Genomic DNA, 13,506 nt, shown 5'->3' with positions numbered 1-13,506 from the left:
CAATATTTTTGAAGCCGCCAGGGATTTGCCGGTGGGGATCAATTATGTTGATGAGGAGATGGCTATGAAGGATGCGTACATTTACGACAACGGGGATGAGTTTCCGATCAACAATCGGTTGCGTTGCGGCCAGACGGCCTATGTGGCGGAGTTTGGTGGGGAGGTGCCGGTCGAGGCGGCTGAGGTCAAGTCCGTGAGGCCCGCGCCCACGCTGCTGGTCAAGCCACCGTATTTCCCCAAGGCGGCCAAGCCGCGTTTGAAAAAGCACGCCTGACCCCGTTCAGCCAGGTCTGAACACGGTCCCTGTAGGAGCCAGCTTGCTGGCGATGGCGGTATTCCAGGCGACGGCGATGTCGACCATCGGATCGCGTTGCCAGCAAGCCGGCTCCTACAGGTTGTGTGGTGTCTTCAAGAGCCCATTTCCGTAGTTGGCCGGCATCGCGCTTTCAGCACCGACGCAAACTCTGCTCCATCCGGCTGATGCCTTCCTCCAGCAAGGCCCTCGGGCAACCGAAGTTCAAGCGCACGAACTGCTGCGCGTCGTCGCCAAACTCGATCCCCGCGCTCAACCCCACCTTGGCCTCTTCGAGGAAAAACCGGTACGGGTCCGCAAGCCCCAACGCGCTGCAATCGAGCCAGGCCAGGTAAGTCCCTTGAGCCGGGTGCAGGACCACACCCGGCAACCGGGTTTCCACCGCGTGTTGCAGGTAGTCGCGGTTGGCCTGCAGGTATTGCACCAGGCCAGCGAGCCACGGCCCGCACTCGGTGTAGGCCGTGCAGGTGGCTTCCAGCCCCAGGGCATTGACGCTGTCGACCATCCCCCCGCGTGCCGCGTTGAAGCGCTCGCGTACCGCCGGATCCTGGACAATGGCGTAAGCCGTCTTCAGCCCGGCGATGTTATAGGCCTTGCTCGCCGACATCAGGGTGATGGTGTGCCTGGCGATCTCCGGGCTCAGGGAGGCGATCGGTACATGACGACGGCCATCGAAGCAGAGGTCGGCATGGATCTCGTCGCTGATGATCAGCGCGCCCTGTTCCAGGCAGATATCTGCCACCTGTTGCAGTTCTTCCCGCGGGAAGACTTTGCCCAGCGGGTTGTGCGGATTGCTCAACAGCAGCGCGCCGCCACCTTGCAAGGCGTTACGCAGGGCACCGAAGGGCGTGACATAGTCACCCTGGGCATCGCGCTCGAACTCCAGTTCGACTTTCGGCAGGTTCCAGTGACCCGGCGCCAGGCGCAGCGGGCGGTAGTTGGGCGTCTGCACCACGACGTTCTGGCCCGGTTGCACAAACGCGCGCAGCGCCATGTTGAAACCCGGTTCGACCCCTGGGAGGAAAATCAGCTCCTGGGGCTCCACGTGCCAGGCGTACTTGGCCCGGAGGTCGGCGACGATGGCCTGGCGCAGGGCGTCCTGGGCCACGCTGTAACCCAGTTGCGGGTGTTCCAGGCGCTTGTGCAGGGCTGCGGTGATCGCGTCCGCCACCGGCAGGTCCATATCGGCCACCCACATGGGCAGGACGTCGGCCGGGTAGCGGCTCCACTTGGTGCTGCCAGTGTCGCGGCGGTCGATCAGCGTGTCGAAGTTGAAGGTCATGCTGGTGGTCAAACTCGAAAGAAATCCCCGAAAGCGTCGGGTGTTCGTGGCCTGGGACGGCGGTCCGATGCGTGTCGCCAGGGGGCGTCAGTCTAACTGTTCGGCACATCCGGTGGGATCTCGTCATCGCTGCGCACCACCCGGTTGCGCCCGCTATCCTTGGCCCGATAGAGGGCCTGGTCCGCCGCCTGGAGGACCTGGCTCACGGTCTGCCCGCCCTGGGGCCAGCCGGCCACGCCGAGGGAGATGGTCACCGGGATGCCGTTCGGGCTTTCGGTATAGGCCATCGTCGCCCGCAAACGCTCGGCCACCAGGGCCGCCTGGGCCAGTGGCGTGGAGGGCAGCAGCATAAGGAACTCCTCGCCACCCTGGCGGCAGAGCACGTCGCTTTCCCGGGAGTGGCGGCGGATCTGCTGGGCCAGGTGTTGCAGCACCAGGTCGCCGGCGCTGTGCCCGTAGCTGTCGTTGACCTGCTTGAAGTGGTCGATATCCAGGGCGATCAGAGAGAACGGCTGGCGGCGGCTTTCCCAGTCGTCGAGGATCAATTGCAGGCCACGGCGGTTGGTCAGGCTGGTCAGAGGGTCGGTGACGCTTTCCTGGTTGAGCTTGCCCAACTGCTGGTGCAGTGACATCAACGCTTTCTGCATGGTGTTCTTCAGCTGGGCGGCTTCGTAGTACCAGGCCCGCACCTTGCTCACCGACTGGGCGGCGGTAGATGAACCCCAATACTGCGTGGTATTGGCCAGTTGCCAGAGCGGTTTGCTGATCAGTGTCGAAATCCACCAGATACCCAGCAACGACAGGAGCAACAGCGGCACGGCGTAACCGGCGACTTCCAGCATCAACCGCTGCAGGCCTTCCAGAGTGATGGCGGTAGGCCGCTGGCTGATCACGCCCCAGCCGATCCGCGGCACCGGGGCATAGCCGGTGAGCATGTCGACGCCCTTGGAGTTTTTCAATCTCAGGCTGCCGGTTTCGCCGGCGATCACCGCGTCGATGGCCGGGTTGCCCTTGATCACGTCGCCGACCCGCGCCGGGTCCTGGTGATAGATCAACTGGCCCTGGGGGTCGACCACATAGAGGTAGGAGCCGTCACGGTAGTATTGTTCGCCCAGCAGTGAGTGGAGGATGTTCGGTTCGTTGAGGTAGATACCGGCGCCCAGGTAGCCGAGGTAGTTGCCATCACCGTCGAAGATCGGATGCGAGATCTGGATCATCAGGTGATTGTTGGCCCCGACATAGGGGCTGGAAATATAGGGTTGGCGCGCCAGGCTGGCCTGGCGAAAGCCTTCGCTTGCGGAAAAGGTGCCGGTCAGGTTCATCGAGGTGGGCGAGGAGGCGATGATCTTGCCGTCCGCGCGGATGACGATCACCGAGTTGAAGCTGCCGGTCTGGCGGCGCAGTCGGTGCGCTTCCTGCCACAGTTGGTCCGGCTGGTCCCAGATCGCGGGGAGCAGTTCGCTGCTGAAGGCCAGTTGCTGCTGGGTCGACTTGAGGAAGTTGTTGGTGGTGTTGGCCAGCTTCAGGGCATAGATCCGATTGGCTTCCAGGGTCTGTTCCATCAGGAAGTTGCGCTGGGTCTGGTAGCTGGCGAAGAAAAGATTGCCGGCCGTCAGGGTGACGGCGGAAAGCGACAGCAACAGGATCAATCGGCGGAGGTCGATGCGTGGCATGGATTTCTTATGAAAATAATGGCGGGCCCGGGCAGCCTGAGGAGCAATGATAGATCAGAGCGCTCGGCAGCCCTAGCCCAGGCATGAAAATCCCGTGCCATTGCGCCCCTGTAGGAGCCAGCAAGCCGGTTCCTACGGGGGGACCGGTTTCCAGGCCGCGCCGCCCGGGTGGCGTCAGAAGATGTAATCGGTGGTCAGGAAGGTCGACTCGCGGTTATGGATGATATCGCTGATCAGCGCCTTGTTGCTGTCCTGGAATTTGGTGGCCACCAGGGTGCGGATCGAAAACACCCGCAAGGCATCGTGCACCGAGAGCGTTCCTTCGGCCGAGTTCTTGCGTCCGTTGAACGGGTAGGTGTCCGGGCCGCGCTGGCACTGGGCATTGATATTGATCCGTCCGACCTGGTTGGCGAAGGTGTCCACCAGCCGGCCGACCTGGGCGGGATCAGTGCCGAAAATGCTCAACTGCTGGCCGAAATCCGACTCCAGCACATAGTCGATCACGGTTTCCAGGTCCCGGTAGGGCACGATGGGCACCACCGGGCCGAACTGTTCCTCCTGGTACACGCGCATTCCGGCATTCACCGGGTACAACACCGCCGGGTAGAAGAACGAGGCGCGGGTCTGGCCGCCATTGGGGTTGATCACCCTGGCGCCCTTGTCCTGGGCGTCGGCGACCAGGGCCTTGAGGTAGTCGATCTTGCCGGCTTCCGGCAGGGGCGTCAGCGCCACGCCATTGTCCCAGGGCATGCCCGGCACCAGGCTTTGCACCTTGCGGTTGAATTTCTCGATAAAACCTTCGACCACGTCCTCGTGCACGAACAGGATCTTCAGCGCGGTGCAGCGTTGGCCGTTGAACGACAATGAGCCGGTGACGCATTCGTTGACCGCGTTGTCCAGGTCGACCTCGGGCAGCACGATGGCCGGGTTTTTCGCATCCAGGCCCAGGGCCGCACGCAGGCGGTGGGGCTTGGGATGGAGTTTCTTCAGGTCGCTGGCGGCCTTGTTGGTGCCGATAAAGGCGAAGATATCGATCTTGCCGCTGGCCATCAGCGCACTGACGGTTTCCCGGCCGCTGCCATAGATCACGTTGATCACCCCGGCCGGGAAGCTGTCGCGGAAGGCCTCCAGCAGCGGGCGAATCAGCAGCACGCCGAGCTTGGCCGGTTTGAACACCACGGTGTTGCCCATGATCAGTGCCGGGATCAGGGTGGTGAAGGTTTCGTTCAGCGGGTAGTTGTAGGGGCCCATGCACAGGGCCACGCCCATGGGCACGCGGCGGATCTGACCGAGGGTGTCCTGCTCCAGCTCGAAGCGGCTGGAACGGCGGTCGAGTTCTTTCAGCGCATTGATGGTGTCGACGATGTAGTCGCAGGTGCGGTCGAATTCCTTCTCGGAATCCTTGAGGTTCTTGCCGATCTCCCACATCAGCAGCTTGACCACTGCTTCGCGCTGTACGCGCATGCGCCGCAGAAAGGTTTCGACATGCTGGATGCGCTCGGCCACGCGCATTGTCGGCCATTCGCCCTGGCCGCGGTCATAGGCGTGAACCGCGGCGTCGAGGGCGGTGAGGGCGGTCTCGGCATCCAGCAGCGGCGTGCTGCCGAGGATCACCTGCTCATCACCGTGGGCGGTGGCGAGGTACACCGGGCTACGCACCTGGGCCAGCGGGCCGTCCCACGTGCGCAAGGTGCCGTCGACCAGGTATTCGCGTTGCTCCAGCTGGCCTTCGAATCGGTACTTTTCCGGGATGTCCGCGGCGGCGGGAAACAGTGAGTCGAGCAGCTTCTGGTCGGTCATGGGGCGATCACCCTGTCTGATGGAAAGGACGCTGAAACGCTTCAGTGCTTGAGCCTGTTTTATCACGAAACAGCTTAGTCGCGTCCAGCGCAAACGACGGGCTGGCGTATCGGCGGTTGAAGCGCGGCGGGGCTGGCCGCAGAATGACGCTTATTTTTCATTTTCAAGGCGACCTTCATGACGCTGGCAACGTTGCTCCTGTTCCTGATCAGCTCGGCGGCGATCATCGCCATGCCCGGCCCGACGGTGCTGCTGGCTTTGCACAACGGTTCCAACCACGGTGTGCGGGCGGCGGCCTGGGGCATGGGCGGGGCGGTGTTGGCCGATGCGCTGCTGGTGACGGCGGTGGCCTGTGGCCTGGGGATTTTGCTGCAGGCCAGCGAGACGTTGTTCCAGGCAGTGAAGTGGCTGGGGGCGGCGTATCTGGTCTGGCTGGGCTGGAAGATGTTTCGTTCGACCGGGACCCTGGCCGAACTGCCGGTTGAGCAGGGTTCGAAGCGCTCCGTCGGCTTGTTCATGCGCTGTTTCGTGGTGGCGCTGACCAATCCCAAGGCGCTGCTGTTCATGTCGGCGTTCCTGCCGCAATTTATCGACAGTACACAGCCGCAGTTGCCGCAATATGCGCTGCTGGCCATGGTGCTGACCTTGCTCAATGTCAGCATCATGTTGTTTTACGCGTTGTGCGGGGCGCGCTTGTTGAGTCGCTTGCAGGGCGGGCATCTGCGGGCATTCAACCGGGTGACGGGTGGGTTGTTGATGACCTTGGGTGGGGTGTTGGCGTTTTATCGGCGGGGGGCTGCGGCCTGATGAGTGAGGGTGTTCTTGAGGGCCTCTTCACCGCACCGCCGCGAAGAGGCCGATAGCCTCAACTAAACCTTCGGATCCTCATGGGGCTTGAGCGGCCGCGCATACTCCGGCTTGAGCTTGCCATCCTTGTCCAGCAGCCAGGCATCAAGAATCTCCCGCACCACGGGCCCGGCGACCCGGCCACCGGCCTCGCCGTTCTCGATCATCACCGAAATCACGATCTGCGGGTCTTCCGCCGGGGCAAAACCGACGAACAAGGCGTTGTCGCGATTACGCTCCGAGGTCTTCAAGCGGTCATAACGCTCCCCCTGCTTGATCGCCACCACCTGCGCCGTGCCGCTCTTGCCGGCAATGCGATACTGCGCACCCACCGCTGCCGCCCGGGCGATACCGCGCGGATCGTGCATCACCAACTGCATGGCGTAGTTGACCTGTTCCCACTGCCGGGGGTCATGCAGCACGATATTGGGAATCGGATTCTGGTCCACCGGCGCCACCTGGCCGATGCTCCGGGCCAGGTGCGGACGATTCCACACGCCCTTGTTGGCGATCAGGGTCGTGGCCTGGGCCAGTTGCAGCGGCGTGACCTGCATATAACCCTGGCCGATGCCGAGGATCACCGTCTCGCCGGGGAACCAGGCCTGGCGCCGGGTCGTGCGTTTCCACTCGCGTGAAGGCATCAGCCCTGGCGATTCCTCGAACATGTCCAGGGAGACCTTCTGGCCGACGCCGAACTTGTTCAGGTAATCGTGCAGGCGGTCGATGCCCAGCTTGCTCGCCAGGTCATAGAAGTAGGTGTCGTTGGAACGCATGATCGCCGCGTTCAGGTCGACCCAACCGTCGCCGCTGTGGTTCCAGTTACGGTATTTGTGCTCGACATTGGGCAACTGGAAGTAACCGGGGTCGAACACCCGGGTGGAAGGGGAGATCACCCCGCTGTCCAGGCCGGCGATGGCCACTTCCGGCTTGATGGTCGAGCCCGGCGCGTAGAGCCCGCGCAGGGCGCGGTTGAACAGCGGACGGTCGAGGGAATCGCGCAGGGCCGAATAGTCCTTGGCGCGGATTCCGGTGACGAACAGGTTCGGATCGAAGCTCGGCTTGCTGACCATCGCCAGCACTTCGCCGGTCTTCGGATCGATGGCGACCACTGCGCCACGACGGTCTCCGAGGGCCTTCTCGGCGGCTTCCTGCAGATTGATATCGAGGCTCAGGACGATGTTCTTGCCGGGAATCGGATCGGTGTGCTTGAGCACCCGCATCACCCGGCCCTGGGCGTTGGTCTCGACTTCCTCGTAGCCGACATGGCCGTGCAGTTCGTTTTCGTAGAACCGCTCGATGCCGGTCTTGCCGATGGACTGGGTGCCCCGGTATTCCACCGGGTCCAGCTGCTTGCTTTCCTTTTCGTTGATCCGCCCGACGTAACCCACCGAATGGGCGAAGTGATCGCCCAACGGGTAATGACGGACAAACTGCGGCTCGACCTCGATGCCCGGCAGCTTGAACTCGTTTACCGCCAGCAGGGCGATCTGCTGTTCGGTCAGTTCATAGAGCAGGGTCACCGGCTCGAACGGGTGGCGCGACTGCTTGAGGACCTTGGTGAACATCGACCGGTCTTCTTCCGGCAGGTTGAGCACGTTCATCACCGTGTCCAGCACTTGGCCGACATCACCGGCGCGTTCGCGGGTCAGGGTCATGTTGAAGCTGGGCTGGTTGTCGGCAAGCACCTGGCCGTTGCGATCGAGGATGAACCCGCGTTCCGGCGGGATCGGCAGGACGTGGACGCGGTTGTTTTCCGAGACGGTGGAGTTATAGGAAAACTCGGTCACCTGGAGGAAATACAGGCGGGCGACCAGGCTGCCGGCCAGCCCCAGGACCAGGATGCCGCAGGCCAGCAAGCGCTTGTTGACCAGGCGCTTTTCGTTCTCGTGATCCTTGATATGAATGGGATCGGTCATGAGGAACCTGTGTTGTGCAAAGAAAATTGAATATGAACGGAGCTGCTAAGAGAGAAAATGTATAGGTGGCTATTTAAATCGGCGCACACGATACCAAGAAGCGCCCGCTTTCGGGGCTTTATTGACGGTTGATCCGCCAAAAGGTTTGGACGACGGGACTGGATCGGTGAAGTCGATCTTCCGTCGATTTACCGGAAAGTGCCAGAGCAAGCGCTGGTTTACCCGGTGGGGGGGAGGGTGATTGTAAGTAAGTCGATACAAAAGAGTGAAACGAAAGGGCGGGCACTCCGCTCCGGGAGTAAGTCGAGCCCGCTTTTTTTGGCCGGGGAGCTCTTGATCAATGGTGCTTGCTGATGTGCTCGTTCATACTTGCAGATTATCTCTTGTCATCCTGAAGTGCCCTTTTGGAGCCAGGCGCAACGCTCGATAGACACTTTCAAATCGACCGTCGATCGTCCCTGTTTCCAGATCGAGAGACAGCGTCGTTTCTCCGGCGTCGGCTGCGACCGTCTGGACGCCATAAAAACCTTCCGGCGCAGGAATCGAATAGGTATGGCCCATCGATAGCAACTTATGATCACCCAACTTGAGCGTTATATTCTCGAAGGGGCCTCGTTGGTAGTCGATGATGATTTGGAAGTAGAAGTAGTTTTCTTGCTCGGGTGTTCCCGTCGAGCCGGAAAGCACCCAGTACCTCTGACCCGAACCAGGGGGGAACTCGCCCAAACCGAAGCTCGTTCTTTCTGCGTAAGTCTCGGGCCCGTTATCAATGCGCCAGACGAGTCTGCCGGCGTGCTGGGGGGTATGTCCTTTTTTGGGAAGATAGAGAATGGAAGGTTCCATGGCAATGTCCTCTTAATAGGCAGCATCAGGAATAGGGTCGGTTATCCGACCCTGAGCAAGTTAGTGCCGATAGAGATTGGCCGTCTACTGTCAAATATGACAGGTTTAAAAAGAGCGAAATTTATATCTGCTGGATATTAAGGCCAGGCAACAAGGCAATAACTTGCTGTTTCCCGGCATCAGGGGTTCGATCATTGATAAGCGGCTGTCGGGTCATCGGGCTAGATCACGTGGGCCTGCTGCAACTCGGTCAGGGAGCGAGCCTTGAGTTCCGCCAGCAGTGGCGCCCGACGATCACGGGGGTGAGCCAGATTCACCGACAATTCCTGGCGAATCGAGCCAGGACGGTTGCCCATGACCAATACCCGGTCACTCAGGTACAGCGCTTCGTCGATATCGTGGGTTACCAGCAGCAGGGCGATGGCGTGCCGGTCGGCCAGTTGCAGCAACAGATCCTGCAGTTTCATCCGGGTGAAGGCATCCACCGCGCTGAAGGGTTCGTCGAGCAGCAGGATCCGTGGTTTGGAATACAAACCTCGGGCAATCGCCACGCGCTGGGCCATACCGCCGGAGAGCGCCTTGGGCAGCGCCTGGGCGAAACCGCCGAGCCCGACTTCCTCGATCAGTTGCGTCACCCAGGCCCGGTCGTAGTGGTCGTCTTCGCTGAAACCGATGTTTTGTTCCACCGTCAGCCAGGGCATCAACCGTGGTTCCTGGAACACGAAGGCGATCTCCGGGGTGTGCTGTTGCAGTGTGCCTTGAAAGTCTTTCTCCAGTCCGGCGACGATCCGCAGCAAGGTGCTTTTGCCACAACCGCTGGGCCCGAGCAGGCTCACGGTTTCCCGGGCCGCCAGCTCGAGGGTCAGCTGTTCCAGAACCGTGTGCCGGTCGAATGCTTTGTGCTCGACATGGATGTGCAACAAGGTCTCGCTCATGCCCGTCGCTCCTCGTCCTGGCCAGTGAAGGTGTCGCGCCAGGCCAGGAAACGTTTCTCCAGGCTTGCCAGTACGCCGTCGCTGATCTTGCCGAGCACCGCCAGGACAATGATGGCCGCCAGCACGATGTCCGGCCGCGAGGTTTCCCGACCGTCGCTGAGCAGATAGCCGAGGCCCTTGGTCGCGGCGATCAATTCGGCCGCCACCAGAAACATCCAGGCCAGGCTCATTCCGCTGCGCAGTCCGGTGAACAGACCGGGCAGGGCGGCCGGCAGGAGGATCCGGCGGACCAGGCGATAGCGACTGAAACCGAGCATCTGTCCGACTTCCACCAGCTTGCGGTCGATGTCGCGAATGGCCGCCACGCCATTGAGGTACACCGGGAAAAACGCACCGATGGCAATCAGGACGATCTTCGAGGTTTCGTCGATCCCCAGCCACAGCAGCAACAGCGGTACCCAGGCCAGGCTCGGAATCGAGCGCAGGCCGGCGAACGTCGGCTCGAGGTAGGCTTCGGCTTCCCGGCTCAAGCCGACCCAGGCGGCAAACACCAGGGCCAGGCTGGTGCCGATGGCGAAGCCGAGCAATACCCGCAGCAGGCTGGCGCTGATATGTTTCCACAAGGCGCCTTCGGCCAGGTCGCGCAGGGTCAGGACGATTTCGCTGGGCGCCGGCATCTGGTAGGACGGTATCCAGCCGATCCGTACCACCACTTCCAGCACGACAATAATCGCCACCGGCACGGCCAGGCCCTTGAGATTGCGTTTCCAGCGGGGCGCGCGCAGGGGGCCGCGCGCGGATACCGGGAGGAGCGCGGGGAGGGATTTGCTCTTGCTGGTCATGGGCACTCCTGACGCGGACCCTGGGCGACGGGATTTACTGCTGGGCGACAGCGGCATTGTTGAAACGGGTGTCGATCAACTGGTCGATCACTTGATCGACGTTGACGCCACGGCGCACCAGTTCCTCGGACACCAGGATCGGTGCCGCCGCTTTTGACGACACCAGGTCTGGCGGGCCGAGGCGGGCATTGCTCAGGTCGGTACGTGACAGTTGCAACTGGGCGACGTCCAGCGGCAGGCCGGACTCGGTCGCCAGCAGTTGGGCCAGTTCCTGGGGATTGTGCAGCGCCCAGTCACGGGCTTTTTCGTAGGCGGCCAGGACCGTTTCGATGGCCTTCGGGTGTTCCTTGGCGTAGGTCTCGGTGACGCTGATCACGCCGTAGCTGTTGAAGGCGGGATTGCGATACAGCAAGCGGGAGCCGGCCTGGATCTGGCTGGCGGCCATGTGCGGGTCGAGCCCGGCCCAGGCGTCGACATCACCTTTTTCCAGGGCGGTGCGACCGTCCGGGTGTTGCAGGTGGACCAGTTCCACGTCGTCTTTGCTCAGGCCGGCCTGTTGCAGGCTGCGCAAGGTAAAGAGATACGGATCGGTGCCCTTGGTGGCGGCGATCTTCTTGCCCTTGAGGTCGGCGAGGGTCTTGTAGGGCGAGTCCTTGCGCACCAGCAGCGCGGTCCATTCGGCGCGGCTGTAGACATAGACCGATTTGATCGGACTGCCGTTGGCGCGGCTGAGCACCGCCGCCAGACTGGCCGAGGAGGCAAAGTCGACGCCGCCGCTGTTCAGGTATTCCAGGGAACGGTTGCTGCCCTGGCTGAAGACCCAGGTGACCTTGGTCTGCGGCAGGGCTTTTTCCAGCCAGCCGAAATGCTTGAGCACCAGGCTGACGGGGGAGTAATAGGCATAGTCCAGGTGGACTTCGGCCGGGACGGTTTCGGTGGCCTGGGCCAGGGGTTGCAGGCCCAGCGCCAGCGCCGCGGCGGCGGCCAGCAGACGGGCGGCCTGGGTGATCGGATTGAGGGATTTCATCGGGAGCTCCAGGGAGAGGGACTGCGGTGCTTATTTCGGAATAAGCAGTCATGAGTCCGATGAACTGCTTAAAAGGAATAATGCAGGCTCTGTGCCAGTTACCTGGAATGCGGACTTGCAGGAACCGGCTTGCCGGCGATGGGGCCAGCGAGGCTTGTGGCGTCTGATCGGTCGCTATCGCCGGCAAGCCAGCTCCCACAGTCGAGTGTTCAGACCGTTGGCAGGGGCAGCACGGAGGGGTGTCGCCTTGTGAACACTCTGTTGAAGCGCTGTTGCTCCAGCAACACCGCAAACAGATTGCACAAAAATATTGTCAGCGATTGTTTCAACCCGGCATGCTGGTGGGCTTCTTCCCCCTGCGGAGACCCGTCCCAGATGCCTGCCGTGGCTGCTCACCCGACCGATTCCGCCTCCCGCCGTTCCGCCACCGTCCTGGCCCTGTGCCTGCCCAGCGACGTACTGCTTTACCTGTTGCTGCCGATGAACACCCAGGCCTTTGGCGTGACCCTGGCCCAGGCCGGGGTGTTGCTGGCGGCCAACCGACTGGTGCGGATCTTCGGCTACAGCTATGTGCTGCGTTATTACGCCCGCCACGGCGACCGCTCGACCCTGATGCTGGCGGCCGGGGGCAGTGCGTTCTGTGCCGTGGGCAACTCGCTGATTTCCGGCTTCGGCTGGTTATTGCTGCTGCGCCTGGTCTGGGGCCTGGCCTTTGCCGCGATGAACCTGTCCACCCAGGTGCTGGCGACCCTGGAACCCAGTGGTGCCGCGCGCCGGGCGGGGCGTTCACGGGGCGTGATCGCCATCGGCCCGATGCTCGCGCTGGCCGTGGGTGGCTGGTTGAGCCTGCACTTCGGGCCTCGGCTGATTTTCCTGCTGCTATCCGGCGCATCGTTGATCGGGCTGTGGGTGGCGCGTGGGCTGCCGACGGTGGGGCATGAACTGGCAGCACCTTCCGGGCGGCGCTTCAAGCGGCCGGACAGCGTGGCGATATGGTCCTTTGTCGAGGGCGTGGCGCTGGATGGGCTGTTTATCTTCGGTTTGTCTTTGCAGGCCTCCGCGGTATTGGGTGGCAATGCGGTGATCATTGCCGGGCTATTGATGGCCTTGCGTTATGCCTCGGAAATGTTCCTCAGTCCTGTGGGTGGTCGCCTGGCCGACAGTTATGGCGTGGTGCGCATGTTGCTGCTGTTCTCGATCCTCAGCGGCCTGGCCCTGGCCGCTTTCGGCAGCCACTGGCTGATCCTTGGTGCCGGCGCCGTGCTGATTCTGCGGGCGTTGCAACTGCCGCTGGTGGTGACCCTGGTGGCCGAGCGCAATCCGGGGGGCGGACGGGTCCAGGCCCTGGCGTCGAATGCGGTGTGGCGCGATATCGGTGCCGGTGTCGGACCGTTGCTGGCGGGGGTGCTGTTGCCGGTGGCCTCGGCCAGTTGGGTGTATTCCCTGGCCGGCCTGGCGATAGCCCTGAGTGCACTGGGCTGTGTGGTCTGGCGGCGTTAGCCGATTGGTACCGCACAGATCGGTCGGAATGGACCTTTCCATCGCCGGTCGCCGACCTTAGCCTCGCTGGGGTGATGAATGCCGATCACCCCAGCCAGGAGCTGACCATGCCGAGCCTTGAAACCCTCGAACGCTTTATCGCCCAGGTCGAGGCCAATGCCCACGCCGAAGCGGTCGAAGCCTTCTACACCGCCGATGCTTCCCTGCAAGAGAACCAGGAGCCGCCGCGAGTCGGGCGTGACTTTCATGTCGCCAAGGAGCGGGCGATGATGTCCAGGGTGCGCTCCATGAGCTCGACTTGCGTACGCCCGGCCTTTCTCAATGGCGATCATGTAGCCATTCGCTGGATTTTCCGCTTCGAGTGGGCCGACGGCAGCGTGACCCGCATGGAGGAAATCGCCCACCAGCGTTGGGAGGGCGAGCGTATTGCCGAGGAACAGTTTTTCTATGATCCGCAGCAACGCATTCCTGTCCCCCGATCACTCGATTGAGTGTCGTAATCAGTCTGCTGTCCTGGTGCGAGGTCGTG

12 protein-coding genes are annotated in these 13,506 nt (G+C 62.3%); 4 read left to right on the top strand and 8 right to left on the bottom strand.

Going from position 1 to position 13,506, the window contains the following annotated elements; genetic code table 11:
* The first annotated feature begins 64 nt into the window (after window positions 1-64).
* Window positions 65-274, top strand: coding sequence for a hypothetical protein (locus M5C56_RS04540; RefSeq protein WP_103495101.1), 210 nt, complete (start codon window positions 65-67; stop codon window positions 272-274).
* A gap of 172 nt (window positions 275-446) precedes the next feature.
* Here M5C56_RS04540 and M5C56_RS04535 read toward each other — a convergent pair whose 3' ends face one another.
* The 3 genes from M5C56_RS04535 to M5C56_RS04525 form a co-directional block, all read right to left on the bottom strand.
* A complete protein-coding gene (locus tag M5C56_RS04535; protein ID WP_103495100.1) occupies window positions 447-1,595 on the bottom strand; it encodes a PatB family C-S lyase in 1,149 nt (382 codons plus the stop codon).
* Window positions 1,596-1,687: 92 nt separating this feature from the next.
* Window positions 1,688-3,268 carry a sensor domain-containing diguanylate cyclase gene (locus tag M5C56_RS04530; RefSeq protein ID WP_103495099.1) on the bottom strand — a complete coding sequence of 527 codons (1,581 nt, stop codon included), beginning with the start codon at window positions 3,266-3,268 and terminating at the stop codon, window positions 1,688-1,690.
* 174 nt (window positions 3,269-3,442) lie between these two features.
* A complete protein-coding gene (locus M5C56_RS04525; protein WP_103495098.1) occupies window positions 3,443-5,068 on the bottom strand; it encodes an NADP-dependent glyceraldehyde-3-phosphate dehydrogenase in 1,626 nt (541 codons plus the stop codon).
* Window positions 5,069-5,245: 177 nt separating this feature from the next.
* On the opposite strand from M5C56_RS04525, the gene M5C56_RS04520 reads away from it, so the two are divergent.
* Window positions 5,246-5,875, top strand: a complete 630-nt coding sequence (locus tag M5C56_RS04520) for a LysE family translocator (RefSeq protein ID WP_103495097.1) — start codon at window positions 5,246-5,248, stop codon at window positions 5,873-5,875.
* A 62-nt stretch (window positions 5,876-5,937) separates the two neighbouring features.
* On the opposite strand, the gene mrdA is transcribed toward M5C56_RS04520, so the two are convergent.
* From mrdA to M5C56_RS04495, 5 genes are all read right to left on the bottom strand, one after another.
* Window positions 5,938-7,830 carry a penicillin-binding protein 2 gene (mrdA, locus tag M5C56_RS04515; RefSeq protein WP_103495096.1) on the bottom strand — a complete coding sequence of 631 codons (1,893 nt, stop codon included), beginning with the start codon at window positions 7,828-7,830 and terminating at the stop codon, window positions 5,938-5,940.
* Window positions 7,831-8,193: 363 nt separating this feature from the next.
* Window positions 8,194-8,673, bottom strand: coding sequence for a hypothetical protein (locus tag M5C56_RS04510; RefSeq protein ID WP_103495095.1), 480 nt, complete (start codon window positions 8,671-8,673; stop codon window positions 8,194-8,196).
* A gap of 221 nt (window positions 8,674-8,894) precedes the next feature.
* On the bottom strand, window positions 8,895-9,608 hold the full coding sequence (locus tag M5C56_RS04505; protein WP_103495094.1) for an ABC transporter ATP-binding protein: 714 nt from the start codon (window positions 9,606-9,608) through the stop codon (window positions 8,895-8,897).
* Window positions 9,605-10,450 (bottom strand): ABC transporter permease, encoded by an 846-nt coding sequence (locus tag M5C56_RS04500; RefSeq protein WP_103495093.1) that lies wholly within the window; start codon window positions 10,448-10,450, stop codon window positions 9,605-9,607. Before M5C56_RS04500 ends, M5C56_RS04505 begins: the two co-directional genes overlap by 4 nt.
* Window positions 10,451-10,484: 34 nt before the next feature.
* Window positions 10,485-11,477 (bottom strand): aliphatic sulfonate ABC transporter substrate-binding protein, encoded by a 993-nt coding sequence (locus M5C56_RS04495; RefSeq protein WP_103495092.1) that lies wholly within the window; start codon window positions 11,475-11,477, stop codon window positions 10,485-10,487.
* Window positions 11,478-11,852: 375 nt separating this feature from the next.
* Here M5C56_RS04495 and M5C56_RS04490 point away from each other — a divergent pair, with 375 nt between their 5' ends.
* On the top strand, window positions 11,853-12,977 hold the full coding sequence (locus tag M5C56_RS04490; RefSeq protein ID WP_103495091.1) for an MFS transporter: 1,125 nt from the start codon (window positions 11,853-11,855) through the stop codon (window positions 12,975-12,977).
* 107 nt (window positions 12,978-13,084) lie between these two features.
* The gene (locus M5C56_RS04485) at window positions 13,085-13,468 is read left to right on the top strand and encodes a nuclear transport factor 2 family protein (protein ID WP_103495090.1); all 384 of its coding nucleotides are present in this window, start codon (window positions 13,085-13,087) and stop codon (window positions 13,466-13,468) included.
* The last annotated feature ends 38 nt before the right edge of the window (window positions 13,469-13,506 follow it).

Source organism: Pseudomonas sp. MWU13-2862 (assembly GCF_023242495.1).
Taxonomy (GTDB): domain Bacteria; phylum Pseudomonadota; class Gammaproteobacteria; order Pseudomonadales; family Pseudomonadaceae; genus Aquipseudomonas; species Aquipseudomonas gingeri_D.
Note: the sequence above shows the minus strand (reverse complement) of the source record. Positions and strands in the feature narration are given on the sequence as shown.

Excerpts from the sequence above, each read along its gene's own strand:
- M5C56_RS04530 (WP_103495099.1), bottom strand. The coding sequence starts at position 3,268 with ATGCCACGCATCGACCTCCGCCGATTGATCCTGTTGCTGTCGCTTTCC.
- M5C56_RS04510 (WP_103495095.1), bottom strand. The coding sequence starts at position 8,673 with ATGGAACCTTCCATTCTCTATCTTCCCAAAAAAGGACATACCCCCCAG.
- M5C56_RS04490 (WP_103495091.1), top strand. The coding sequence starts at position 11,853 with ATGCCTGCCGTGGCTGCTCACCCGACCGATTCCGCCTCCCGCCGTTCC.
- M5C56_RS04485 (WP_103495090.1), top strand. The coding sequence starts at position 13,085 with ATGCCGAGCCTTGAAACCCTCGAACGCTTTATCGCCCAGGTCGAGGCC.
- M5C56_RS04540 (WP_103495101.1), top strand. The coding sequence starts at position 65 with ATGAAGGATGCGTACATTTACGACAACGGGGATGAGTTTCCGATCAAC.
- M5C56_RS04505 (WP_103495094.1), bottom strand. The coding sequence starts at position 9,608 with ATGAGCGAGACCTTGTTGCACATCCATGTCGAGCACAAAGCATTCGAC.
- M5C56_RS04520 (WP_103495097.1), top strand. The coding sequence starts at position 5,246 with ATGACGCTGGCAACGTTGCTCCTGTTCCTGATCAGCTCGGCGGCGATC.
- M5C56_RS04500 (WP_103495093.1), bottom strand. The coding sequence starts at position 10,450 with ATGACCAGCAAGAGCAAATCCCTCCCCGCGCTCCTCCCGGTATCCGCG.
- mrdA (WP_103495096.1), bottom strand. The coding sequence starts at position 7,830 with ATGACCGATCCCATTCATATCAAGGATCACGAGAACGAAAAGCGCCTG.
- M5C56_RS04535 (WP_103495100.1), bottom strand. The coding sequence starts at position 1,595 with ATGACCTTCAACTTCGACACGCTGATCGACCGCCGCGACACTGGCAGC.
- M5C56_RS04525 (WP_103495098.1), bottom strand. The coding sequence starts at position 5,068 with ATGACCGACCAGAAGCTGCTCGACTCACTGTTTCCCGCCGCCGCGGAC.
- M5C56_RS04495 (WP_103495092.1), bottom strand. The coding sequence starts at position 11,477 with ATGAAATCCCTCAATCCGATCACCCAGGCCGCCCGTCTGCTGGCCGCC.